This window comes from Pseudomonas sp. IT-P260, from assembly GCF_949768395.1.
In the GTDB taxonomy this organism is placed as follows: domain Bacteria; phylum Pseudomonadota; class Gammaproteobacteria; order Pseudomonadales; family Pseudomonadaceae; genus Aquipseudomonas; species Aquipseudomonas parakoreensis.
Window position 1 is genome coordinate 26,031 of record NZ_CATKPO010000044.1, and the last position, 24,205, is coordinate 50,235.

A 24,205-nucleotide genomic window follows, 5' to 3' on the forward strand; every position below is an offset into this window, starting at 1 on the left:
GATAAATCGCACGGCTAACGGTGTCAGCGATCGCTGGCCCGATTCCGAACTATTCCGTAACATCCGCACCCCTCATTTTCGTGAACATCAGCGGCCGCGCTCGTCGGCCGTCAGTCAGGTAAGCCATGAAACCACAACGTCTGCGCGCCGATGTCCTGGCCGGACTCACCACCTCGTTTGCCTTGTTGCCCGAATGCATTGCGTTCGCGCTGGTGGCGCATCTCAATCCACTGATGGGCCTGTACGGCGCCTTTTTCATTTGCACGTTGACCGCATTGTTCGGCGGCCGGCCGGGAATGGTCTCCGGTGCGGCGGGTTCGATGGCGGTGGTGATCGTCGCGCTGGTGGTGCAGCACGGCGTGCAATACCTGCTGGCGACCGTGTTGCTCGGTGGCCTGATCATGATGGCGTTCGGCTTGTTGCGCCTGGGCAAACTGGTGCGCATGGTGCCGCATCCGGTGATGCTCGGCTTCGTCAACGGTCTGGCGATCATCATTGCGCTGGCGCAACTGGAGCATTTCAAGAGCGGTGAACACTGGCTCAGCGGCACGCCGCTGTACCTGATGACCGGGCTGGTGCTGCTGACCATGGCCATCGTCTACATACTGCCGCGCCTGACCCGCGCGGTGCCGCCGGCATTGGTGGCGATCCTCGGTGTGGGCCTGCTGGTCTACCTGTTCGGCCTGCCGACGCGCACCCTCGGCGACATGGCGCACATCGCCGGCGGCCTGCCGACTTTTGCCTTGCCGGATATCCCGTGGAGCCTGGAGACCCTGCGCATCATCGCTCCGTACGCGATTCTGATGGCGCTGGTCGGTCTGCTGGAAACCCTGCTGACCCTCAACCTCACTGACGAAATCACTGAAAGCCGAGGCTACCCGGATCGCGAATGTGTCGCGCTGGGGGCGGCGAATATGGTCTCGGGCGCGTTCGGTGGCATGGGCGGTTGCGCGATGATCGGCCAGACCGTGATCAACCTCAGCTCCGGCGGCCGTGGGCGTTTGTCCGGGGTGATCGCGGGGGTGTTGATTCTGCTGTTCATCCTGTTTCTGTCGCCGCTGATCGAGCGTATTCCGCTGGCGGCGCTGGTGGGCGTGATGTTCGTGGTGTCACAGCAGACTTTCGCCTGGGCCTCGTTGCGGGTGTTGAACAAAGTGCCGCTCAACGATGTGCTGGTGATCATCGCCGTGACCAGCATCACCGTGTTCACCGACCTGGCCACTGCCGTCCTCTGCGGAATCATCATCGCCGCGCTGAATTTCGCCTGGCAGCAGGCCCGCGAGCTGTACGCCGATGAACATCTGGAAGTCGACGGCAGCAAACTTTATCGCCTGCACGGCACACTGTTTTTCGCCTCGACCACGCCGTTTCTCAACCAGTTCGACCCGGCCAATGACCCGGCCCGGGTGACGCTGGATTGCCGGCATTTGAGCTTCGTTGACTATTCGGCGATTGCCGCACTGAAGACCTTGCGCGAGCGTTACGCCAAGGCCGGGAAGGAGTTGCAGGTGTTTCATCTGTCCGAGCGCTGCAAGAAACTGCTCAAGCGCGCTGGCGTCGAACACCACTGATCCTCCCTGTAGGAGCTGCCGCAGGCTGCGATCTTTTGATCTTGTCTTTTAAAAGATCAACATCAAAAGATCGCAGCCTGCGGCAGCTCCTACAGAGGCGGTCGGGTTATCTGGCAAATTTCTTCGCCCCGGCCACGCACAGAATCACCCCCAGCGTCACCGCCAGCATCCCCACGCTGACCTGCTCATGCAGCAACGTCGCCGCCAGCGCCAGACCGAAAAACGGCTGCAGCAATTGCAATTGACCGACTGCCGCGATTCCGCCCTGGGCCAGGCCGCGATACCAGAACACAAAGCCGATCAGCATGCTGAACAACGCCACGTACGCCAGGCATATCCAAGCCGACAGGCTGATGTGGCTGAATGAAGCGGGCGCCAGCCACAGGCTGAGCACCGTCATCACCGGCAGCGACAACACCAGCGCCCAGCAGATAACCTGCCAGCCGCCGAGGACGCGCGACAGCTTCGCGCCTTCGGCATAACCCAGACCGCAGGCCAGAATCGCCGCGAGCATCAGCAGATCACCGGTGGGCGAGGCAGTCAGCCCCTGTGACAGGGCGAAGCCCACGACCAACGCGCTGCCGAGAATCGAAAACACCCAGAACACCGGTCGCGGGTGCTCGCCGCCACGAAGCACGGCAAAAATCGCCGTCGCCAGTGGCAGCAATCCTACAAACACGATCGAATGCGCCGACGTCACATGTTGCAGCGCCAATGCCGTCAGCAGTGGAAACCCCAGCACCACGCCCAAGGCCACAATCAATAACGACCACCCCTGATCGCGTGTCGGGCGTCGTTCGTGAAACAGCCTCAACAGAATGAGCGCCAACACGCCGGCAATGGCTGCGCGCGCGACGGTGAGGAACACCGGATCGAATTCCAGCACCGCCAGACGCGTGGCGGGTAGCGATCCGCTGAAGATCAGCACGCCGATAAAGCCATTGATCCAGCCGCTGGTTTTTTCCAGGGCGGGATTAACCAGGTTCGAAGTCCGTTCCATACAAGGTCACGCTCAAAGGTGGGTTGCTTTCGAGCCATGCTGAGGCTGAGAATCAGCACAATCAAATAATTGTCATGGATACATCCAGCATGCCGCGTTCGCGCTACAAGACGCTCGTTGACGCCTACGCCGCAGACATTCGCGCGGGGCGTCTGGCGCCCGGAACCCGACTGCCCACCCACCGGGAACTGGCAGCGAGTGCGGGGTTGGCGCTGGTCACGGCGTCGCGGGTGTACGCCGAGCTTGAGGCGATGGGACTGGTCAGCGGCGAAACCGGGCGCGGGACGTTCGTGCGCGAAACCTCGTTGTCGCCGGGGCAGGGCATCGATCAGAAAGACGTGGCAGTCGGCATGATCGACTTGAATTTCAACTATCCGTCGCTGCCCGGCCAGGCCGATCTGTTGCGCACGGCGTTACGCCAACTGGCGCTGTCCGGTGATCTGGAAGCCTTGCTGCGTTATCAACCCCATGCCGGACGCCAGCATGAGCGCGCCTCGATTGCGCGGTATTTGCAGCATCGCGCAGTGCAGGTCGAGGCCGGGCAAGTGCTGATCGTCAACGGCGCCCAGCAAGGGTTGGCCGTGACACTGATGGCCTTGCTCAAACCCGGCGATGTGATTGCGGCCGATGCGCTGACCTATTCCGGCTTCAAGGTGCTGGCCGAAGCGCTGCATCTGGAAGTGGTGGCGATTCCGCCCGGTGATCACGGGCCGGATCTGGCGGCGCTCGACAAGCTCTGTCGCAGCCGTTCGGTGCGCGCGATTTACAGCATGCCGACCTTGCACAATCCCTTGGGTTGGGTGACGCCGACCGAACAGCGCGAGCAATTGGTCGCGCTCGCCCGCCGCCATGATCTGACGATCATCGAAGACGCGGCCTACGCTTTTCTGGTGGAAAACCCACCGCGCACCCTGGTCGATCTGGCACCGGAACGCACGGTGTACGTGTCGGGACTTTCGAAGAACATTGCCACAGGCCTGCGCGTCGGTTTCATTGCCGCACCGCTGCAGACGGTGCCGGCGCTGGAGCGGATCATTCGCGCCACCACCTGGAACACCCCCGGCGTGATGACCGCGATGGCTTGCGGCTGGCTCGATGACGGCACCGTTACCCTGCTGGAACAACAAAAACGCGACGACGCCAAGGCCCGGCAAATGCTCGCCACTGAGTTACTGCAAGGGCTGACGTGCATCGGACATCCAGCTTCATACTTCTTGTGGCTGCCGCTGCCAGAAGATGTGCGCGCCGATCAGATTGTCGTGGAGTTGATGCGCGAGCAGATTTCGGTGACGACTGCCGAGCCGTTCGCGGTGTCGGCGCATGTGCCGCATGCGATTCGGCTAGCGTTGGGGTCGGTGCCGATGGACGTCTTGCGCCAGGCATTGATCACCGTCAGAAAGGTCATCGGCGCTTATCTGTAAAAATACTGACTGTGAAATACACCTGTGGCGAGGGAGCTTGCTCCCGCTGGCCTGCAGGGCAGGCCCATATTGGGGTCGCTACGCAACCCAGCGGGAGCAAGTTCCCTCGCCACAAAATGTTAGCCTTGCCTCGACTGCATCACACCGTTCTGGATCGACTGATGAAAAACACCGCTTCATTTCTTCTTGCCCTGGCCGCAACCGCCGTGCTGTTCAGCTCAACCGCCCGCGCCGCAGGCGATCCGACAGCCGGCGAGAAGATCTTTCCACGTCTGTGCGGCGGCTGCCATCAGGTTGGCCCGGACGCGCGCCCCGGCTTCGGCCCGCAACTCAACGGCATCATTGGCCGACCGGCCGGGACCTCGGCCAACTACGTGTATTCCGAGGCGATGAAAAACTCGGGCAAGACCTGGGACCGCGAAACGCTGACCGCGTATCTGAAAGATCCAAAGGGCGTGGTGCCGGGCACGCGGATGATTTTCTGGGGGCTGAGTGATGAGGAGAAGATCGATAATTTGTTAGCGTACTTGAGTGCGCAAATTCCTGAAAAATGAACAAAGTTGTATAAAAAATAGCGCTGCTCATATGGATTAAAAGAGAAAAAGGGATAATTGGTTTATGAAAATTAAACTTGGTGGTGCATTTTTTGTTGTTGGTTTGCTATGCGTGGTGCCTGTGGGCGCTTATGTGTATTTTATGTGGTACAAGTTTGGTTTCAGCCAAGTATCATCACAGAATGCTGATTGGAGTGCTTTTGGTTCCTACTTAGGTGGTATTCTTTCGCCTATGTTCACATTGGTGTCGATCTTGTTTATTTACTACTCGATTCGAGAAAATAATAGAAATCACAAAACTGAAATGCGCTATCTGGAAAGCCAGCAAGTCATATCGATGGTTGGATCACTGGCCGATGCTTTCAATGCCAAGCTTGATTCTGCTGTGAATCTGGCGCACCCGCTTCTCATGGATGTCAATATCAATGTTTACCAAGGTGATGAGGGGGGGGCGGGAGAAGAGGGAACTGAGGTTGCCGACGAGAATAATGAGAGCAACGAGGAATTGAGCGCGGAGCTTGATGTGTTTCAAGTCGAAAAAACAAAAATGAAACTGTCTGACTTGCTCGAAGATTACATGTCCTATCGTGATTCAAAGAAACTGTTCAGTTGGCAGTATGTGAATTTGGTAAATGCGCTCACTCATGATCTGGTGGAAACTCTGAATGTTGCGCTTGCTTTTTGTAGCGCTATTAACGAGTTTCCTCAGCGTAAAGATGCTGTGATGTTGTTTAATGCCAAGACCAATAGCACAGTAGTGACGGTTCTGTTTCATTTGTTGGCCGATAGAGTCGGTTATAGTTTGTCTTTGAAAGAAGATATGGGGGATGTTGAGAGAATCTTCGCCAGCGCGGCGCTCTTGTCGGAGCTATCTGAAAATTTTAAATATTCAAGTGTTCCTTTTTTGGAGGTTTTACTTTATCAACTTGTTGTTGACGGGTTTCGAAATACGTCCGATGAAGCGCGTTTTGAATTTAATCGAAAGGGGGATGCAGATGTCGTAAAAGGCGATCGTGTTGAGGTTATTCCGGTTCAGAAAGTTTTTGAAGAGAATGACCTGGTAATTCATGGGGTAAAAATTAATTTAACAGCGAGTCTGCGCTGCCCTATCAGGGATTTTATCCCGGTTGTCGATGTCAAGTTTTCGTCGAATATTAAAAAATATCACGTAGAAATACAGACGCGTGATCCTCTTGGATTGGCAGAAGCATTAGGCACTACCCCTCCACTTTTTAAGTTGACTTTTTCCCTAGAGGGGCTGCTATTCAATCTGGACGAGTTGGAAATTATGAATTGAGGTTTGGCTCCGGTCGATTCAATCAGCGCTCAAAGCAAAAGACGCTCTATTTGGCGGGCAAACCACCGCATGATTACCTCGCACGCAGGATGCGAAGCCGCCGCCGGTTGCAGGCATAACGCGTAAATTCCGCCCGTCTTCAGCGGTGGTCCGAACGGCACCACCAGCACCCCACGCTCGATGGACTCTGCCGCGAGCGTCATGTCGGTCACCGCCACGCCCAAACCTCGCGCGGCCGCATCCAGTGCCAACTCATCAAGGTTGAACGGAATATGCCGGTAACTTTCCAGCGGCTCGCCGCCGTTGGCCGTCAGCCATTCGATCCACGCTTGCCGATCGGCAGAACGATGCAGCAACGCAAAGCGCTGCAACTGCGCCACTGATCGAGGCGCCTGCGGCAGGCTCGGCGCGCACACGGGCACCAGCGTTTCCTCAAACAGTGTCAGGCAATTCGCGTCACTGGTTGGCTGCGGCAAATAAAGAATATAGGCATCGCTGTCACTGGCCGGCTCGACGACTTCGGTGGCGACGGTTTCTATCGCCAGTGAGACCTCGGGGTGGCTGAGGTAGAAGTCGCTGAGTCTGGGTAGCAGCCAGCGCACCGCCAGTGATACATGCATGCGAATGCGGAACGGGCGTTGCTGCGGAGCGAGGCGCTCTTCGAGGGTTTTCAATTGACCGAAGATGCTGATGGCGCTGGCCAGTACCTGTTCACCTTCCGGGGTCAGGCGCAGGCTGCGGCTGGTCCTGATGAAAATCGCGACATTGAAGTGACTTTCCAGTTGCTGGATCTGCCGGCTCACCGCGCTTTGGGTCAGGCACAGCTGTTGCGCGGCCTGGGTGAAGCTGGCGCAACGGGCGACTTCTACCAGCGTCTGCATGGCCTGCAGTGAGGGCACGTGGCGGATTTTATCCATGCGTTTTCAGAATGGCTCGATGATTTTATAACGTTGGTTGGGCCAGTCTAGACCCTATAGATTTCAGCTCTGGCGGCGAACTTTGTGTTTTCTCCATGCGATTCACGCATGAGCAAAGAAGAAAGGCAAGCCGTGCAACGACAAGTCGAATGAGGTCAGCAATGGAAAACGTATGTGGCTGGATCGCCCAGGCCGGCAGCTCGCCGGAGCGCGGTCGCCTGAGCGGTGCGCAGAAAGCCGATTGGCTGGTGATCGGTGGCGGCATTACCGGCCTCAGCGCCGCACACAACCTGGCACAGATGCACCCGCAGGCGCGCATCGTGGTGGTTGACCGCCAGCGTGCGGCGCAGGGCGCTTCGGCGCGCAACTCGGGGTTTGTCGTGGCCCACGAACATCCGGGCGACGGTGAATTGCTCGGCGCGCCAGGCTTTGCCGGGTTTGAAATCGACACGGCAATTTCCCGTACTGCCGCCGACGCCGTGCGCCAGACCATCGCGCAACATGCCATCGACTGCGACTTTCGCGACAACGGGTATTTCTTCGCGGTCAGCGACGCCGCCAAGCTCAGCCATGTCGACGCCAAACTGGCGACCTTGCGCGCCCTCGGTGCCCGCGCAGAATTTCTCCAGGGCGATTCGTTGGCGCAGAAACTCGGCACCCGGCACTACACGGCGGGGATCTGGTGCGGCAACGGCAATGCGCTGTTGCAACCGGGCAAATACGTGAAGGGCCTGCTCAATTCGCTGCCGGGCAATATCAGCGTTTACGAGCACGCTGACATCTGTGGTCTGGAGCGCATCAGCCACGGCCGGCTGCGGGCCAATGCGGTGGGTGGCAGTGTCGAGGCCAAGCGGGTGCTGGTGTGCCTGAACGCATTCATTCCCCGGGTCGGCATTCATGACAGCGCGACCTTCCCGATGGAACTCAGCGCCAGTCTTACCCGGCCACTCAGCGACCAGGAGTTTCACGCGATCGGTGCCGTCGAGCCGTGGGGCGTGCTCTCGACCCGGCCGCTGGGCGCCACGGTGCGGCTGACCCCGGACCGGCGGGTGATGATCCGTAACACTGCCGAATACCGTACGCGCGATTTGTCAGAAAGCGAACTGGTGCTGCGCCGCAAACATCATGTGCGAGGGCTGCAACGACGCTTTCCGTTCCTCGGCGAGCAAGACATTCAATACACCTGGACCGGCCACTTGAGCGCGACCCGCAGCGGTCAGGCGTTTTTTCAGAAGGTGGAAGAGGGCGTGTTTGCCGTCGCCGGTTGCAACGGTTCCGGGGTGGCGCGCGGCACGCTGTGGGGACGCTTGCTGGCGGAACTGGCGTCCGGCGTCGATTCACCGTTGCTGCATTCGGTGATGCAACGGGCCGAACCCGGCTGGCTGCCATCGCGACCTTTTTTCGACATCGGTGCCATGCTGCGCATGCGCGTGGAGGCAGTCCGGGCCAGAACAGAAATCTGAAGTTTCACTTACCGCACAACAACAAAAAACACTCAACACAGGTGACAGACCATGCGCATCCACCCACTTTCCCTGGCAGTCCTGCTCGCGGCCAGCGCGGCCGCTTGTGCCGACGAAACCGTCAATATCTCCAACTGGAACAGCTACATCGCTCCGGACACCCTGGCCAATTTCACCCAGGCCACGGGGATCAAGACCACCTACGACATTCACGACAGCAACGAAGTGCTGGAATCGAAGCTGATGACCGGCAACACCGGTTATGACGTGGTCAGTCCGTCGAACCACTTTTTGTCGCGCCTGATCAAGGCTGGAGCGATTCAGAAACTTGACCGGTCGCAGCTGCCGAACTGGAAAAACCTCGACCCGGTGCTGTTGAAAAAACTTCAAGTCAACGATCCTGGCAACCAGTACGGCTACCCCTACATGTGGGGCACCGCCGGCATCGGTTACAACGTCGAGAAGATCAAGGCGATTTTCGGCAACACCGATGTAACCCAGTCATGGGACTTTTTCTTCAAGGAAGAAAACATCAAGAAGCTGAACCAATGCGGCGTGGCGTTTATCGACAACCCGACGCAAGTTCTGCCGATCACGCTCAACTATCTGCACTTGCCAGCACACAGTCACGAACCGGCGGATTACAAGCAGGCTGAGCAGCAATTGCTGAAGATTCGTCCGTACATTCAGTACTTCCACGCCTCGAAATACATCAGCGACCTCGCTAACGGCAACGTCTGCGCGGTGATCGGCTTCAATGGTGATATCGTCCAGGCAGCCGCCAGCGCGAGGGAAGCGAAGAACGGCATCAACATCGCCTATTCGATCCCTAAAGAAGGCACGGCCCTGTGGTTCGATATGGTGGTCATGCCCAAAAGCGCGCCGCACGAAAAGAACGGCTACGCCTACATGAATTACCTGCTCGACCCCAAAGTGGTGGCCAACATCAGCAACAGCATTCACTACGCCAATCCCAACGCGGCGGCGGATCAGTACCTCAATGCGGATGTGAAACAGGATCCGGCGATCTACCCGCCCAAGGACGTGATGCAACGGCTGTTCACCGTGGAAGAGCTCCCGGCGGCGATTGCGCGGTTGTCGACGCGGTTGTGGACCAAGTTGAAGACCAATACCTGAGTTCGCTCGTTTGATCCGGGTCAGGTACGCAAGCCTGACTCTCCAGCTCATACGGATTCAAGAAATGCAGGTGGCGGGCGATACGACTGTCACCCATGTTCTGGATCCTGCCTGATATGAAGAAGATTCTCGGTATTGTTTGTGCGCTGGCATTGCTCTCTGGTTGCGTAACCAAAAACCTCAGCACTGAAGACCGCCAGCAGATCAAGACCCTGAAGGTGTTGCCGGTGTTTGTTGCGGTCGACAATTTCCAGTACACCAGCATGACTCAGGCATGGGGTGCAGGCCTGGGCGCGGGTGCCGGCGCAGCAACCGGCATGGTGGCCGGTGCATCCTCTGCCGGTACAGCAGCACTGACCGGGGCAGGCTCCGTGGCCGGGACTAAAACGGGCGATGTGCTGACTGGCGATATTTCCCGAGCGATCCAGAACAATATGAAAGCCAACGGTATCGACCTGAGTCAGTTGATCCGCCAGAGTTTCGTCAAACGCATCCAGCAGGAACGAGTCTTCACTGTCGTGGGTGAGGGCGAGCAGGCTGACGCCGAAGTGGAAATCCTCGTGATGCAGTGGGGACTTTCCCTGAAGAACTACAGCACTGTGCTGTACCCGGTTATCGGCGCCAATGCGTCCATCAAGCGCAATGGCTCTGCGGTATGGCGTAACTTCGAAACCATTTCAGTGTTCAACGACGCCAACACCATCGCCTATACACCGGAGCAATATGCGACTGACCCCGAGGCATTGCGTACGGCGTTCACCCATGTTTCCGATCTGGTGATGAAAAAGCTTGTCGATGACTTGAAACCTTGATTTTTCGGCGAGGACAACTCGACTCCTTACACCTCGCTGATCAAGCCACCTGATTACGGCCCGCCGCTTTCGCCTGATACAGCTGCTGATCGGCACGTTTGATCAGCATCGTGTGACTGTTGTCCGCCGGATCGGCCAGCGCGACGCCAATGCTTACCGTGACCTGTCCGATGCTGGGAAAGTGCGCCTGTGCCACGGCAACACGGATCTTTTCGGCTACCACCTCTGGCGTATCAGGCTGGGCAACTTCCGGCAGCAGTACGGCGAACTCCTCGCCGCCGTAACGGGCAACGAAATCGGTGGCGCGCACGCTGACCTGAATGAGTTGCGCCAATTGCTGCAGCACGTCGTCGCCAATCGCATGGCCGTAGGTGTCGTTGATGCGCTTGAAGTGGTCGGCGTCAATCAGCAGCAGGGCAAACGGTCGCCCGGTGCGGCGGAAGAGCAGGCTGTACTCGCTGAGTTTTTCGTCGAAGCGACGGCGGTTGTAGACGCCGGTCAGGGCATCGTGGGTCGCCAGGTTCAACAGTTCGGCATTGGCCTGCATGAGTGCGGCGGTGCGCTGGGCGACGGTGGCTTCCAGGGAGGCGTTGGCTTCCTGCAGTTCGCGCTCCTTGGCCAGCAGCGACTTAGTCATGGCGTCAATCGACTGCCCTAACTGGGCGATTTCCCGCACCGGGTGTTGCAGCGGGAAGTGTGCGCCGGGCTGCTGGTTCTGCACCTGTTTGGCCGAATGCGCGAGTTGCTCGATGGGCCGGCTCAGGTACTGCGCCAGGTAATATGCCACCAGCCCGAACGCGACGGCGGCAGCCACACCCAGCAGCAGCAATTTATAGAGCAGCAGGCGTGCCGGTTCCAGCGCGGTGTCCAGTGGCTGGCGCACGGCAATCGACCATGACAGCGCGGTACTCGAAGGCGTCGGTACGGTGACCAGGCTGGTCAGGTAACCGTTGCCGACCGACCAGCCCGGCGACTTCGAATCATTCACCGCCAGTTGCTGGCCCATCAGCGCTTCCGGGTACAGCACCTTGCCATCGTGATCAATGATCAGCGCTTCGATATCCGGCGAGGCATTTTTATGCGAGAACGCTGCCGATTCGACGATGCGCGTCACCCAGCTCCAGTGCGCGTGCGCCCCCAGTACGCCAATCACCTGGCCGTCGGCGTTGCGGATCGGGGCGGCGAAATCGATGAAGCGCAGCGGTTCACCGTTGGGCGTTCCCGGTAGCAGTTTGGCCAGCAACACCGCTTCGTGCGGGTCACCGGTGTACTCGCCCCGCAGACCCGCCTGGAACCATGGGCGTTGCTGTACCGATTGCCCGACCAGCAAATTATTGACCGCTTGATGCACGTGGCCCTCGGCATCGGTCACGCCCATCCACGCATACTCGGCACGGGCCTGGGTGCGCAGTTGCATTGACTTGAGAATCGCCGGGTTGTCGAGATCGCCACGTTCCAGATGCGGCGCACGGCTGAGCAGGTAAACCTCCAGCTGGCGTTCGCGCAACTGGTCACCGAGCAGCGTCGCCGCCGAGCGCGCGGTATTGAGCAGGGCACTGCCGCTGGCCTGTTTCATCTGTTCGGTGGCGATATGGCCGACATAGAAGCCGACGCTCACCAGGGTCAGCAGGGACAAACCGGCGAACCAGAGGGTCAGGTGGCTTCGCAGACTGGCTTTGAGCATGGGCAGGCAAATTCTGTTTGGACGTTGTGGCCGCATGGTATGCGCATTAAGCGTCGGGCTGCCAGTCGGTCGCTTCGGATAAGCGCCATCGGAAGTTTCGCCGATGCTCTACAGGGCAGGATCCGTTCTGACGCTGATTGTTGAAAAGAACCACGCCTGCAAACGACAAAATGAAAAAGCCCGGCTGATCAGGCCGGGCTTTCCTTGACTGCTTTAGAACTGGTGTTTCAGGCGTTGCGGCTTTCGATCAGACGATCCGAACCACCTTCGGCTACACGGCGTTCCTGCAGACGATCCGAGCCACCTTCGGCTACACGGCGTTCCAGCAGACGATCCGAGCCACCTTCAGCCACGCGGCGCTCCAGCAAACGGTCCGAACCACCTTCGGCTACACGGCGTTCCTGCAGACGATCCGAGCCACCTTCAGCCACGCGGCGCTCCAGCAAACGGTCCGAACCACCTTCAGCCACGCGGCGCTCCAGCAAACGATCAGAACCACCTTCAGCCAAACGGCTTTCAATCAACTTGTCCGAGCCGCCTTCAGCGACCAGGGTGTGAGCGGGTGTTGCTGCAAAAGCGTTAACTGCAAGAACCGAGAAAGCGATGCCGAGGATGGTTTGGCGTTTCATGATCGTGTGCTCCGGGGTGTATTGGGTTGGTATGGAGCTGATGTTACGCCGCGGATTTTTTATGAGAACTTCATTGACGTGATGGTGACTATCGACGCCAGCGATGTATGCCGGAACCCCTGATTTAAAGCTTCGGAGCCCGAATGCACAGCTCTCCGGTGGCACGGGTCAGGGCCAGATCATGCAGTGCGTCGTGGGTCAGACCCTGCCGAGCCTTGGCCAGCAACGCCTGGCAATTCGGCTCGCGGCGGTGCGGCGCGAAGTCGGCGTACTGACGCAGCAGGCGGGTTTGCAACTCGTCCAGACGCGGACGAATCTGCTTCGCCAGATCCGGTCGCGGGGTGTCCGGCGCCGCCCCGGCCGCTTGCCATTGTGCGAGCAATCCGTACTGCACCAGTTTGTTCGCCTCCATCTGCGCGGCGATCAACTGAGCCACGTCTTCGGCGTCGAGCTGATGTTCGGTCGCCAAGGTGCGGGCATTGGCGATGACCTGGGCTTCGCGCGGGCTGTCCTGAATCGGCTTGCCGCTGTCCCATTTGGTCAGTGCCACCAGATCGCCGATGTTCAGGCGTTCGTTCAAGGTTGCCAGCAAGGGACGCAACGATTCGGTGGGGGCAGTGGCTTCGGCGGCGCCAGCCATGTGGCTGAAAACAACCAGCAGGGAACAGGTCAGGGCATTTCGCAACGGGGTCATGGGCGGGTGCGTTCCACGGAAAATAGTGCCGACATTTAAGCCTTGCGCAGAGGCGCTGTCGACCGACTTTATCCGCCATCTAGCGTAGTATCCAACGCATCTCCCACCCCGAGACGGATCCTCAATGCAAACCCCTGGCACCCGCAAACCGCTCTGGCAAACCTACCTGTTGTTCCTCGCGCCGATGGTGCTGTCCAATTTCCTGCAATCGATGTCGGGCACGGTCAACAGCATCTACATCGGGCAGATGCTCGGGACACAGGCGTTGGCGGCGGTGTCGGGGATGTTCCCGATCATCTTTTTCTTCATCGCGCTGGTGATCGGTCTGGGCGCGGGGGCCGGGGTGTTGATCGGCCAGGCGTGGGGCGCACGCGAGGCGCACATGGTCAAGGCGATCACCGGGGCAACGCTGCTGTTGGGGGTGTTGATCGGCTTGCTCGCGGCGGTGCTGGGCAGTGTGTTTGCGCGGCAGGCGTTGCAGGGGCTGGGGACGCCGGCGGATGTGCTGGACGACGCGGTGGCGTATGCGCACGTGATGATGTGGATTCTGCCGTCGATGCTGGTGTTTGTGCTGTTCACGCAATTGCTGCGCGGGGTCAGCGACACCGTATCGCCATTGTTGGCGCTGATGGTCTCGACCTCGGTCGGGCTGGCGCTGACTCCCGCGCTGATTCGTGGCTGGTTCGGTTTGCCCCAGTTGGGAATACAGAGCGCGGCCTTCGCCGGTCTGGCTGGCAACCTGTCGGCCATGGCGTGGCTGGCCTGGCGCTTGATTCGCAACAACCATCCGCTGGCGCCAGACCGTGAGTTCTTCGCGGCACTGCGGCTGGACAGGGCGATTCTGGGCAAGGTGCTGCGCATCGGCCTGCCGACCGGGGTGCAGATGATCGTGTTGTCGCTGTCGGAGCTGGTGATTCTGGCGCTGGTCAACCAGCACGGCTCGCAGGCGACGGCGGCCTACGGCGCGGTGACGCAGATCGTCAACTACGTGCAGTTTCCGGCGCTGTCGATTGCCATCACTGCCTCGATCCTTGGCGCCCAGGCCATCGGTGCCGGGCAACTGCAGCGCCTGGCCGCGATCCTGCGCACCGGACTGTTGATCAACGTGTGCCTGACCGGTGGCTTGATCGTGCTCGGTTACCTGTTATCGCACTGGTTGCTGGGACTGTTCCTGACCGAAGATTCGACCCGGGCGATGGCTGAGCACTTGTTGCACATCATGTTGTGGAGCCTGCTGGTGTTTGGTTTCCAGGCGATCATCGGCGGCATCATGCGCGCCAGCGGCACGGTGCTGGTGCCGGTGGCAATCGCCATCGTCTGCGTGGTCGGCGTGCAGTTGCCAGCGGCTTACTGGCTGGACGGGCAGTACGGTTTGCAGGGAGTGTGGATGGCGTTTCCGGTGGCGTATCTGGGCATGCTGGTGTTGCAGACGCTGTATTACAAACTGGTCTGGCAGCATCAGAAGATCGAGCGGCTGGTCTGAGCCTGAGCCACACCGGCGGACAGATGACATGGCGCAACCGCCGGTTGTTTGCTTAAGTCAATCGAGGCCTCGAAGGTTTGCCCTGTCCGGAGAATCCCATGCGTGTCCGATTCACCGCTGCGGCACTGTTTACCGGCCTCTGCGTCATGGCCTGCGCGCAGGCCGCTGAATACAATCGCGTCAACACTACCGCCAGCAAGATCAGCTTCATTTACAAGCAATTCGGCGACCAGGTTTATGGCACCTTCGGCAAGTTCGACGCGACACTGCAGTTCGACAGCGACAACCTCGCCAACGCCCACACTACGTTGCACATCGACCTGGCCAGCATCAATGCCGGCAGCGACGACGCCAATACCGAGCTGGTGAAACCGGCGTGGTTCGATACCCAGCGCTTTCCTGAGGCGGTGTTCGTATCCAGCCGTTTTACCCGCGTGGCGAACAACCGCTATCTGGTCGCCGGTCTGCTCACCGTCAAAGGCATTACCCGCGAGGTGCAGGTGCCGGTCGAGCTGAAGCCGGAGAGCGCAATCGGCATTTTCGACGGCGAGCTGGTGCTCAAGCGCAGCGAATTCGGGCTCGGAGCGGGGGAGTGGGCGGATACCGTGGTGTCCAACGACATTGCCATTTCCTTCAAGGTGGTGGCGCCACAGCAGTGACGCCAGCCTTTCAGGTCAGTAGGCGCGCCAGTGCCCCGGCACCCAGCGCCATTCATGACCACCCCAGCGGTAATGACCGGCGACCCAGTGATAGCCCGGCGCAGGCATCACCGGCACCACTTCCACTGGCGGCGGTGGCCGGTGCGGACGGACCGGTTCGACGACGCAACCGGACAGGGTGATAGCCACCAGTGCGGCGGCGAGCAAGGCTTTAACGCTTCTGGACATGGGTTGTTCCTTGTAGAAGAAGTGTGCAGGTCGACGGCCAATCAGCGCACCCAGCGCCCTTCAACCCAGAACCAGTTCGGCCCGCGTGCCTGCCAGTGCCCCGGTCGCCAGTGCGCACCATGGCGCACCGGTTGCCAATGGCCGGGCATCCACACGTAACCGCGTCCTTCCCAGCGCCAGTGGCCCTGATCCCAGACATACCCGGGACGCGCGCCGGGCATCACTTCCATGCGCATCGGCGGTGGGGCTTGCTGGACGATCACCACCTGCTGGGCAAACGCTGGCGCACTGGCCAGCGCCGCCAGCGTCATCGGCACCAGCAGCAGGGTTTTTCGCCATTTGAACAGTGAACGCAACACGCTCATGACAACTCCTCAAGGCCTGCGTGAAAAGTGAACGCAGCTGAAGAATTGGACGCCAAATCGGCGAAAAATCCGCTTCACGGAGGATGAAATTTTCTTCAGGTCAAACGCGAGCTTCCCTGTAGGAGCTGCCGCAGGCTGCGATCTTTTGATCTTGCTTCTATAAAGCCAAAAGATCGCAGCCTTCGGCAGCTCCTACACAGAGCAGGCGTCGGGACAGGGTATGATGGCGCGGTTTTTCGCCGGAGTTCACCCGTCATGTCACGCATCACCCACTACAAATCCCCATGCCCCGAAAGCGTCAACAGCCAGATTCTGCAACTGGTGGTCGATTACCTGACCGACATCAGCGCGGTCGGCCTTGGCCCGAGCAATCTGCTGTACAACGTCTATCAGTACGCGGTCGGCTATGAGGTGCATCTGTATCTGGAGGCGCTGAATGGCGAGAAGGGCACCGAGGTGGAATTGCTGGTGGCGACCGCCGAGGACGATCCGGAGCAGGTCACCGGTTTCCTTTTGTACTTGCCGGTGCAGGGCGATTGGGAAGCGTGCAGCGTTGCCTACATGGCCGTGCGCGAAGGCTATCGGCGTCAGGGCGTGGCGCGGGCGATGATCGGCGAGATGGTCAGCCGTTACCCGCATGCCGAACTGACCTGCAGTGTCGGCAAGGTGCCGTATTTCGAAGCGCTGGGGTTCGAGGTGATCGGCGCTCGCGAAACCCAGGTGCTGATGAGCACCCGGCATTACCGCAGCAACGGCCTGCGCGGTTTTATCGACACCACACCGATCTACCGCTCGTTGGAAGTGCAGCAGATCCACACCTATCTGCTGCAGAAGAACGGCAAGCGCGCGATGCTTGATGCCGAGAAGCAGCGCGACCGGCACCTGGATCAGGTCACCCGGCACACTGAAGAATTCGTGCGCCAGCGGCTGACGTTGCACTGAGTCAGCGACAAAAAAAGGACAAAAAAAGAGCCTCAAGGCTCTTTGATGGGGAGAAGTAGAGCCCATGAGGCTCAAGCTGCGCATGAAACAGGGAACGGGCTTGATTTGGGGTTCAGAACACCCGATCCCTACACAGGCGCTCAGGAGTGAAGCGCCTGCGTACCTTCATCATGGGAACGCGCAGAGGCTGACTCAAGTACCGCTAGTCGCACGGGCGGCGGCCCGTTCCACCATCGCGATGATGGTGGCGAACAATTCGTCCTTCGCTTGCCCGGCACTGATTTCAGCACTGGCGGCAGCATTCGACAACGCCTCGGCGGCACCGAGCATCGCGCGCAAACCGGCCTGGGTGAGTTCCCCGCCAGCAGCCAGCGGTTGCAGCACACTGCGGCACTTTTCGAGGAAGATTGCCTCGTAGTCACGCTTGATCTTTTCCAGCTCCGGCGTGCTGCCCAGCGCGGCAATGACCCCCGGAATCTCATTGCCCTGCAATAACACGCAATCGACGTACGCCGTGGCGATCACCGTCGCGGTGTCGATCAGCGTTGGCGGGCATTGGTCGATCGCTGCATCCATCACCGCAGTCTGGCGAGTATCGAAGTCGCGATACAGCGCCGCGAGCAAGCCCGAGCGAGTGGTGAAGTGGTCGTAGACCACCGGTTTGGTCACCCCGGCCTTGTCCGCCAGATAACCCAGGGTCAGCGCATCGGTGCCCTCGGCGCGAATGATCTGCCAAGCGACGTCGAGCAACTGGCGGTTGCGATCTTCGCGCGACAGGCGACGGCGGGGTTGGGCAGGGGAATCGGCTTCGGTCATTTCTGTGGTTGACATCGGTTATATACCAAACGTAACTTACTGTTCGTAACTTACCAAGAGTACATAGCCCTTGGTCAGCGCAAACTTACAGGAGAATGACCATGCACGCATTGATTGTTGTGGCGCATCACGAGCCGCGTTCGCTGACCTGCAGTGTGGCGACGCAGATTGCCGAGGGCTTGAACCGCGCCAACCCCGCCAATACCTGGGAAATCGCTGATCTGTACGCCGAGGGGTTTCAGCCGGTGTTTGGCGCAGCGGATTTCGCCGTGCATCACCGTGAGGCGCGGCCGCCAGCCGACGTACTGGCGGAACAGGCACGGATTGACCGGGCCGACGCTCTGGTGCTGGTATTCCCGGTGTACTGGTGGTCGATGCCGGCGTTGCTCAAGGGTTGGATTGATCGGGTGTTCAGCAACGGCTGGGCGTTCGATTTCGCTGGCGACCTCAAGCACGTGAAGAAGCAGCAGCGCCTGCGCGTGCATCTGGTCGGCCTTGCAGGGGCCGATGAGCGCGCCTACGAACGCCACGGTTATGGCCCGGCGATGAAGGCGCAGATCGAACACGGGATTTTCGATTACAGCGGGGCGACAGTGGTCAGTTCGACGCTGATGGTGGAGTCGGAGGTGCGTGATCCGCAGGAGCATCTGCAAACGGCGCGACATATCGGCGCCCAGATGTTCACCTGAGTCGCACCTCCTGTAGGAGCTGCCGAAGGCTGCGATCTTTTGATTTTTTTAAAGCAAGATCAAAAGATCGCAGCGTGCCGCAGCTCCTACAGGTCAGCGGGCGCCGGGCCAGCCGGCTTTGGCAAGGGCGGCGAGCAGTGTTTCTGAATCCAGCCCTTGCACCGCATGCCCGTTGCCCTCGGTGCTCTCACTGGCGAGCAGGGCGTTGATGATCGCTTCTTCGACCGCTTCGGTGGCGGCCAGGAACAGCTCGCTGATGTGGTCGTTGTTGACCATGCGCAAGCCGTCGCAGGTCGGCGCGCCTTTGCCTTCGTAAGCCGCGGGCGGCACCTGTTCGTTGCCGGTGGCGAAGGCGATGAAGATGTCGCCGCTGTGGTCTTCGTTGCCGCCGCCGCTGCGCGCCAGACCAAGGCTGGCGCGCTGTGCCAGGCGCGTGCATTGATGCGGTAGCAGCGGTGCGTCGGTGGCCAGGCAGACCACGATCGAACCCATGCCAGGATGCGGCAGCGAAGCCCGCAGGAACGGCGAATCCACCTGTTCCATATAACGGCCCACCGGATAACCGTCGACCCGCAACTCGCTGCGAATGCCGTGGTTGGCCTGCACGATCGCACCCACCGTCCAGCCGCCCTGAGCGCTGCTCAAACGCCGTGAGGCGCTGCCGATCCCACCCTTGAATTCATGGCAGATCATGCCGCTGCCGCCACCGACAGCGCCTTCTTCAACGGCACCGGCATGCGCGCAATTCAGCGCCTCGGCGACATGCTCGGGTTTGACGTGAAAACCATTGATGTCGTTGAGCAAGCCATCGAAGGTTTCCAGCACCACCGGCATGTTCCAGTAGAGCCGACCGTCGTCCGGTTGCTGTTGGCGATCCAGCGCAATCAGTGCATCGCGCACCACGCCGAGGCTATGGGTGTTGGTAAAGGCGATGGGACTGGTCAGCAGCCCGGCCTCGCGAATCCACTCAAGGCCGGTGGCATCGCCGTTGCCATTGAGCACATGCACCCCGGCAAAACACGGTTGCTGGTTGCTTGAGCCACGGCGCGGTTCGATCACGGTGACGCCGGTGCAGATGTCGCGTCCGGCGTCGCTGCGGCCACGCACATTACTGTGACCGACGCGCACGCCGGGGACATCGGTGATGGCGTTGAGCGGGCCGGGTTGCAGTTGGCCGATGCGGATGTTGAGGTCACGGGCACGGGGTTTCATGGGGTTGTCTCTCTATAACAAGGCAGAAATGAATGAGTGGGGCTGAACACCAAACCCTGTGGGAGCGTGGCTTGCCCGCGAAGGCGGTGTGTCCTTCAAAGGAGATGTTGACTGACCCGACGTATTCGCGAGCAGGCTCGCTCCCACAGGCACAGGGGAAATGGGTTGGGTTACTGGCCGTTCTTGACCTTGCTCCACACCCGCGTGCGCACGCGTTCGGTGGCTTTGGGCAGCGGCTCCAGGGTGTACAACGTGGCCATCGCCGCCGCCGACGGATACACCGCCGGGTTATCCCGCGTGGCTGCGGCCACCAGTGGGGTCGCGGCGCGGTTGCCGTTGGGGTACGACAGGTGATCACTGACCGGCGCGATCACTTCCGGGCGCAGCAGGTAGTCGATGAACGCCAGGCCCTGAGCGCGGTTCGGCGCGTCCTTGAGCAGTACCAGCGTGTCGAACCACACCGGCGCGCCTTCCTTGGGCAGGCTGTAGGCGATCTTCACACCGTTGTTGGCCTGCTCGGCGTTGGTCTTGGCTTCGAGCATCGCCCCGGACCAGCCGACCGCCACGCAGATGTTGCCGTTGGACAGGTCACTGATGAATTTCGACGAGTTGAAGTAGGCAATGTGCGGGCGCAGCTTGAGCAGCAGCGCTTCGGCTTTTTGATAGTCCTCGGGGTTGGTGCTGTTGGGCGGCAAGCCCAGGTAGTGCAGGGCCACCGGGAGCATTTCCGACGGCGAATCGAGCATCGCCACCCCGCACTGGCCGAGCTTGGCGAGGTTTTCTTCCTTGAACACCAGGTCCCAGGAATCCAGCGGCGCCTTGTCGCCAAGGGCGGCGCGCACCTTGTCGACGTTGTAGCCGATGCCGTTGGTGCCCCACAGATAAGGCACGGCGTATTGATTGCCGGGGTCGTTGTTGGCCAGTTTGCTCAGCAGATCGCTGTCCAGATTCTTCCAGCCCGGCAGTTGATCGCGCGGCAGCGGAGCGAGGGCGCCGGCCTTGATCAGCGTCGGCAGGCTGAAGTTGCTCGCCACCACTACGTCGTAACCGCTGCGGCTGGTCAACAGTTTGCCTTCGAGCACCTCGGCACTGTCGAAGGTGTCGTAAACCGGCTGAATGCCGCTGTCGCGCTTGAAATCAGTCAAGGTCGTGGGGCCGATGTAGTCGTACCAGTTGTAGACGTGCACGCTCGGTGCATCGGCGGCACTGGCGACGGATGCGACGCCAAAACAGGCGAGCAGGCCAAGGTTGATGCCCCGGTTGATATAGCCACGACGACAACGCATGATGCGGCACTCCTGGCCTGCGGCAGGCCGGTGATTGACAGGAGTGCTCAGCCTATCCGGGCGGGCACGCCTGACCCATTCCCATCATGGGTTACTCAAAAGGGGTAGAGCGTGGACGCGTTGTTGCAGGAGTTGCCGGTGCACCAAAGTCTGGCGCGGGTGTTTGCCGCCGTCGGCCAGGACGCTTTCTGGCGTGCGCTGGTGGACACGCTGCGGCTGCTGGTGCCGCTGGACAACGCGCTGGTGGCGCTGATGAATGCGGGGCAGGCGCCGCAGTTGCTGATCGACTTCGACAGCAAGGGCCGCGCCGACGAGCAGGAAGAGCTGGCCAGCTACAGCGCCGGGATGTACCTGCTTGATCCGTTCTACCAAACCGCCTCGACCGGCATCGCCGACGGCCTGCACAGCCTGGCCTCGGTGGCGCCCGACCAGTTTCTGCACAGCGAGTATTACCAGAGCTACTTTCGCTCGGTGGTCGGTGAGGACGAGTTGCAGTTCATGATCAACATCGACGGCGGTGTACTGGGCCTGTCGCTGGGGCGCTCGACGGCTTTCGATCTGGTCGAGCAGGGCCGACTGTTGTGCGTGCGCGACTGGGTGCTGGCGGCGATGCGCCGTCACGTGCAGCTATTGCCGCCGCAAGGGACCGGCACCGAGCCGGTGGCGGGGGATCTGGCGACGCTGCTCGATCGCTTCGACGCGCGTCTGACCCTGCGCGAGGTCGACACCGCGCGGCTGATTCTGCAAGGGTTCTCCAGCAAGGCCATCGCTCAGCAGATGGGGATTTCGCCGGAGACGGTGAAGGTTCATCGGCGCAATCTCTATCACAAGCTCAACGTGAACGGGCATGGTGAACTGTTTGCGCTGGTGTTGCGTCCACCCGCCTCCTGATCCACATCCGCCCCTCCTGTGGGAGCGAGCCTGCTCGCGAAAGCGTTCTGTCAGTTGGTGAAATCCTGGCTGACACACCGCATTCGCGAGCAGGCTCGCTCCCACATGGGTTATCGGGGTGTCAGGTCAGTCGAAACGTTTGAACACCAGCGCCTTCAGGCCGCTCTCGGGATCGACATCCGGAAACTCCGGCGGATTCTCCAGCCGCTGCTCAAAGCGCAGACTCGGCGCCTCCTGAGTCACGCCATCAATCAAAAAGTCCGAACCCAACGACGGATCATTCATGCACGCCAGCACCGTGCCGTCAGCCGTGAGCAATTCCGGCAAACGACGCAGCACCCGCTGGTAATCCTTGGTCAGCAGGAAACTGCCTTTCTGGAACGATGGCGGGTCGATGATCACCAGGTCGTACGGGCCGCTGTTGATCACCTTGCCCCAGGACTTGAACAGGTCGTGGCCGAGAAAACTCACCTTGCTCAGGTCATGCCCGTTCAAGCGGTGATTGTCGCGACCACGGCTCAGCGCGGCGCGGGACATGTCGAGATTGACCACCTGGCGGGCGCCGCCTTCGATGGCCGCCACGGAAAACCCGCAGGTGTAGGCGAACAGGTTCAGCACGCGCTTGCCCTCGGCGTGCTCACGCACCCAGTTGCGTCCGTAGCGCATGTCGAGAAACAGCCCGGCGTTCTGCTTGCGGCCCAGATCGACGCGGTACTGCAAGCCGCCCTCGACGATGCTCATCTCGTCGATGGCATCCCCCAGCAACCATTCGGCGGTGCTTTGCGGCAAATAGCGATGTTGCAGCAGCAGGGTGTGGGCGCCGGACTGCAGCCACTCGGCCGAGGTGCTGAGGTCGAGCAGCACGTGCTTGAGCGCTTCGAGCTGTTCCGGTGCCGGTTCCTTGAACAGCGAGACCAGCACCACGCCTTGCAGCCAGTCCACCGTCAGCTGTTCCAGCCCCGGCCAGCAACGTCCACGACCATGGAACAGGCGACGGGTTTCGCTCGGTGCGGCCGCCAGTGCAGGCAACAAGTGGGCGCGGAGGGTGGCGAGGGCTTCAGGGTTCATCAGTCACGGTCGGCAAGCAAAAGGGCCGGCATTTTAACCACAAAAACCGCCTGACCAACGCCCGACAGCCAAGGCCATTGACCACTGTTAGGAAAAGACCTGTATCAAAAATGAATTTATGCAGGGCGCGCTGCTCATACCTGATAAGCAGCGGATTTGAGCCGCTAAGTCGTTAATGCAATTCAGGGAGTGCCAGTTCATGAGTCCAACACCGACGCCGAGCGCGCACCTTCCTGGCGGGTTGATTCTGGTGGTTGAGGACGACCCGTTGATTCTGGAATTTCTCTGCGAAATTCTTCAGGAGGAAGGTTTCAAGGTCGAGCCGCAAACCAGTGCGGATGCCGCCAAGCTGTATCTGGAGGCACACGCGCCGGAAGTCGCGCTGCTGCTGACCGACATCACCATGCCCGGTGAAATCAACGGCGCGGGGCTGGCCAATCTGGTCGGCGAGCGCTGGCCGGACAAACCGGTGATGGTCATGTCCGGTTATGAAACGCCGGAGACTTCCGGGGTCAAGCATCCGGTGGCGTTCATCAAAAAGCCCTGGGCCATCGGCCAGTTGCTCGATTGTGTCGACAGCGCGTTCAAGTCCAAGGCCGCGCGTCTGCACTGAGTCTTCGGGTCGAAGTGCCGGGCAAAAATGCTACATTGCCCGGCCAATCCGCCCAGTTCTGTCAAAGGATGCGACCTTTTGTCTGCTCACGATAACGTCTTCGATCGCGCGTTCGGCGCGTTCCTGTTCGACATGGACGGCACCGTCCTCAATTCCATTGCCGCTGCCGAGCGCGTCTGGGCGACGTGGGCTGAACGCCACGGCGTGGATGTCGAGAGTTTCCTGCCGACCATCCATGGCGCCCGCGCCATCGACACCATCCGCCGGCTGAACCTGCCGGGGGTTGATGCGGAGGCGCAAGCGGCGTTCATCGCGCAGGCGGAAATCGATGATGTCGAAGGGATTGTGCAGATTCCCGGGGCCGCGGCGTTTCTCGACAGCCTGCCTGCGCAGCGTTGGGCCATGGTGACCTCGGCGCCTCGGGATCTGGCGTTGCGCCGCATGGCGGCGGCGGGGATTGCCGAGCCAGCGGTGATGATTACGGCTGAGGATGTGACGGCCGGCAAGCCTGATCCGGCGGGTTATCGTCTGGCCGCGCAGCGTCTGGGGCTTGATCCCGCCGATTGCCTGATTTTCGAAGACGCCACCGTCGGCATCCAGGCTGCTGAAGCGGCCGGAGCGGCGCTGATGATCATCACCACAACGCACCAGCATCCGCTCGACACCCGCCACGCGACGATCGACAGTTATGAGTCGCTGAGCGTCACCGCCAACAGCCAAGGCCAACTGCACCTGCGAAAGACCTGACACCACCGATTCCCTGTAGGAGCTGCC

25 protein-coding genes are annotated in these 24,205 nt (G+C 60.4%); 14 read left to right on the plus strand and 11 right to left on the minus strand.

Annotated elements, in window-relative coordinates; genetic code table 11:
- Window positions 1–125: 125 nt before the first annotated feature.
- Entirely contained in the window at window positions 126–1,571 is a 1,446-nt protein-coding gene (locus ACM6HV_RS26065) for a SulP family inorganic anion transporter (RefSeq protein WP_414905639.1), read from the plus strand.
- 106 nt (window positions 1,572–1,677) lie between these two features.
- Here the strand turns inward: ACM6HV_RS26065 and ACM6HV_RS26070 are convergent, their stop codons facing one another.
- Window positions 1,678–2,571 (minus strand): DMT family transporter, encoded by an 894-nt coding sequence (locus ACM6HV_RS26070; RefSeq protein WP_414905640.1) that lies wholly within the window; start codon window positions 2,569–2,571, stop codon window positions 1,678–1,680.
- Between the two features lie 89 nt (window positions 2,572–2,660).
- On the opposite strand from ACM6HV_RS26070, the gene ACM6HV_RS26075 reads away from it, so the two are divergent.
- The 3 genes from ACM6HV_RS26075 to ACM6HV_RS26085 all read left to right on the plus strand — a co-directional run bounded on the left by ACM6HV_RS26075 (window position 2,661) and on the right by ACM6HV_RS26085 (window position 5,843).
- Complete coding sequence (locus ACM6HV_RS26075; protein ID WP_414905641.1) at window positions 2,661–3,992, plus strand: PLP-dependent aminotransferase family protein; 1,332 nt, start codon at window positions 2,661–2,663, stop codon at window positions 3,990–3,992.
- A 161-nt stretch (window positions 3,993–4,153) separates the two neighbouring features.
- Entirely contained in the window at window positions 4,154–4,546 is a 393-nt protein-coding gene (locus ACM6HV_RS26080; RefSeq protein ID WP_414905642.1) for a c-type cytochrome, read from the plus strand.
- Window positions 4,547–4,610: 64 nt separating this feature from the next.
- Window positions 4,611–5,843 carry a hypothetical protein gene (locus tag ACM6HV_RS26085; RefSeq protein ID WP_414905643.1) on the plus strand — a complete coding sequence of 411 codons (1,233 nt, stop codon included), beginning with the start codon at window positions 4,611–4,613 and terminating at the stop codon, window positions 5,841–5,843.
- A 29-nt stretch (window positions 5,844–5,872) separates the two neighbouring features.
- Here the strand turns inward: ACM6HV_RS26085 and ACM6HV_RS26090 are convergent, their stop codons facing one another.
- On the minus strand, window positions 5,873–6,760 hold the full coding sequence (locus tag ACM6HV_RS26090) for a LysR substrate-binding domain-containing protein (RefSeq protein WP_145596739.1): 888 nt from the start codon (window positions 6,758–6,760) through the stop codon (window positions 5,873–5,875).
- Window positions 6,761–6,921: 161 nt separating this feature from the next.
- Here ACM6HV_RS26090 and ACM6HV_RS26095 point away from each other — a divergent pair, with 161 nt between their 5' ends.
- From ACM6HV_RS26095 to ACM6HV_RS26105, 3 genes are all read left to right on the plus strand, one after another.
- The gene (locus tag ACM6HV_RS26095; protein WP_414905644.1) at window positions 6,922–8,223 is read left to right on the plus strand and encodes an NAD(P)/FAD-dependent oxidoreductase; all 1,302 of its coding nucleotides are present in this window, start codon (window positions 6,922–6,924) and stop codon (window positions 8,221–8,223) included.
- A 51-nt stretch (window positions 8,224–8,274) separates the two neighbouring features.
- On the plus strand, window positions 8,275–9,360 hold the full coding sequence (locus tag ACM6HV_RS26100; RefSeq protein WP_414905645.1) for a polyamine ABC transporter substrate-binding protein: 1,086 nt from the start codon (window positions 8,275–8,277) through the stop codon (window positions 9,358–9,360).
- A gap of 116 nt (window positions 9,361–9,476) precedes the next feature.
- Entirely contained in the window at window positions 9,477–10,172 is a 696-nt protein-coding gene (locus ACM6HV_RS26105) for a hypothetical protein (RefSeq protein WP_041074271.1), read from the plus strand.
- A gap of 40 nt (window positions 10,173–10,212) precedes the next feature.
- Here ACM6HV_RS26105 and ACM6HV_RS26110 read toward each other — a convergent pair whose 3' ends face one another.
- From ACM6HV_RS26110 to ACM6HV_RS26120, 3 genes are all read right to left on the minus strand, one after another.
- Entirely contained in the window at window positions 10,213–11,856 is a 1,644-nt protein-coding gene (locus ACM6HV_RS26110) for a diguanylate cyclase (RefSeq protein WP_414905646.1), read from the minus strand.
- Between the two features lie 227 nt (window positions 11,857–12,083).
- Window positions 12,084–12,485 carry a hypothetical protein gene (locus ACM6HV_RS26115; protein ID WP_414905647.1) on the minus strand — a complete coding sequence of 134 codons (402 nt, stop codon included), beginning with the start codon at window positions 12,483–12,485 and terminating at the stop codon, window positions 12,084–12,086.
- Between the two features lie 124 nt (window positions 12,486–12,609).
- The gene (locus ACM6HV_RS26120; protein ID WP_414905648.1) at window positions 12,610–13,179 is read right to left on the minus strand and encodes a chorismate mutase; all 570 of its coding nucleotides are present in this window, start codon (window positions 13,177–13,179) and stop codon (window positions 12,610–12,612) included.
- A 124-nt stretch (window positions 13,180–13,303) separates the two neighbouring features.
- On the opposite strand from ACM6HV_RS26120, the gene ACM6HV_RS26125 reads away from it, so the two are divergent.
- Complete coding sequence (locus tag ACM6HV_RS26125) at window positions 13,304–14,662, plus strand: MATE family efflux transporter (RefSeq protein WP_414905649.1); 1,359 nt, start codon at window positions 13,304–13,306, stop codon at window positions 14,660–14,662.
- Between the two features lie 98 nt (window positions 14,663–14,760).
- Window positions 14,761–15,321: a YceI family protein gene (locus ACM6HV_RS26130; RefSeq protein ID WP_414905650.1), complete on the plus strand. Its 561-nt coding sequence runs from the start codon at window positions 14,761–14,763 to the stop codon at window positions 15,319–15,321.
- Window positions 15,322–15,336: 15 nt separating this feature from the next.
- Here the strand turns inward: ACM6HV_RS26130 and ACM6HV_RS26135 are convergent, their stop codons facing one another.
- Both ACM6HV_RS26135 and ACM6HV_RS26140 read right to left on the minus strand, forming a co-directional pair.
- Window positions 15,337–15,549, minus strand: coding sequence for a hypothetical protein (locus ACM6HV_RS26135; RefSeq protein ID WP_414905651.1), 213 nt, complete (start codon window positions 15,547–15,549; stop codon window positions 15,337–15,339).
- Between the two features lie 41 nt (window positions 15,550–15,590).
- Entirely contained in the window at window positions 15,591–15,914 is a 324-nt protein-coding gene (locus ACM6HV_RS26140; RefSeq protein WP_041074788.1) for a YXWGXW repeat-containing protein, read from the minus strand.
- A gap of 255 nt (window positions 15,915–16,169) precedes the next feature.
- On the opposite strand from ACM6HV_RS26140, the gene ACM6HV_RS26145 reads away from it, so the two are divergent.
- The gene (locus tag ACM6HV_RS26145; protein WP_086790845.1) at window positions 16,170–16,856 is read left to right on the plus strand and encodes a GNAT family N-acetyltransferase; all 687 of its coding nucleotides are present in this window, start codon (window positions 16,170–16,172) and stop codon (window positions 16,854–16,856) included.
- A gap of 192 nt (window positions 16,857–17,048) precedes the next feature.
- On the opposite strand, the gene ACM6HV_RS26150 is transcribed toward ACM6HV_RS26145, so the two are convergent.
- Window positions 17,049–17,687, minus strand: a complete 639-nt coding sequence (locus tag ACM6HV_RS26150; protein ID WP_414905652.1) for a TetR/AcrR family transcriptional regulator — start codon at window positions 17,685–17,687, stop codon at window positions 17,049–17,051.
- A gap of 86 nt (window positions 17,688–17,773) precedes the next feature.
- On the opposite strand from ACM6HV_RS26150, the gene ACM6HV_RS26155 reads away from it, so the two are divergent.
- Window positions 17,774–18,361 (plus strand): NAD(P)H-dependent oxidoreductase, encoded by a 588-nt coding sequence (locus ACM6HV_RS26155; protein ID WP_414905653.1) that lies wholly within the window; start codon window positions 17,774–17,776, stop codon window positions 18,359–18,361.
- Window positions 18,362–18,454: 93 nt separating this feature from the next.
- On the opposite strand, the gene ACM6HV_RS26160 is transcribed toward ACM6HV_RS26155, so the two are convergent.
- On the minus strand, window positions 18,455–19,573 hold the full coding sequence (locus ACM6HV_RS26160; protein WP_414905654.1) for a P1 family peptidase: 1,119 nt from the start codon (window positions 19,571–19,573) through the stop codon (window positions 18,455–18,457).
- Window positions 19,574–19,743: 170 nt separating this feature from the next.
- Window positions 19,744–20,859 carry a polyamine ABC transporter substrate-binding protein gene (locus ACM6HV_RS26165; protein WP_414905655.1) on the minus strand — a complete coding sequence of 372 codons (1,116 nt, stop codon included), beginning with the start codon at window positions 20,857–20,859 and terminating at the stop codon, window positions 19,744–19,746.
- Window positions 20,860–20,970: 111 nt separating this feature from the next.
- On the opposite strand from ACM6HV_RS26165, the gene ACM6HV_RS26170 reads away from it, so the two are divergent.
- Window positions 20,971–21,750: a helix-turn-helix transcriptional regulator gene (locus ACM6HV_RS26170; protein WP_414905656.1), complete on the plus strand. Its 780-nt coding sequence runs from the start codon at window positions 20,971–20,973 to the stop codon at window positions 21,748–21,750.
- Window positions 21,751–21,876: 126 nt separating this feature from the next.
- Here the strand turns inward: ACM6HV_RS26170 and ACM6HV_RS26175 are convergent, their stop codons facing one another.
- Window positions 21,877–22,818, minus strand: a complete 942-nt coding sequence (locus ACM6HV_RS26175) for a class I SAM-dependent methyltransferase (protein WP_145596771.1) — start codon at window positions 22,816–22,818, stop codon at window positions 21,877–21,879.
- Window positions 22,819–23,017: 199 nt separating this feature from the next.
- On the opposite strand from ACM6HV_RS26175, the gene ACM6HV_RS26180 reads away from it, so the two are divergent.
- On the plus strand, window positions 23,018–23,431 hold the full coding sequence (locus ACM6HV_RS26180) for a response regulator (protein ID WP_041062997.1): 414 nt from the start codon (window positions 23,018–23,020) through the stop codon (window positions 23,429–23,431).
- Between the two features lie 78 nt (window positions 23,432–23,509).
- Window positions 23,510–24,178, plus strand: a complete 669-nt coding sequence (locus tag ACM6HV_RS26185; protein ID WP_414905657.1) for an HAD-IA family hydrolase — start codon at window positions 23,510–23,512, stop codon at window positions 24,176–24,178.
- Window positions 24,179–24,205 lie beyond the last annotated feature (27 nt).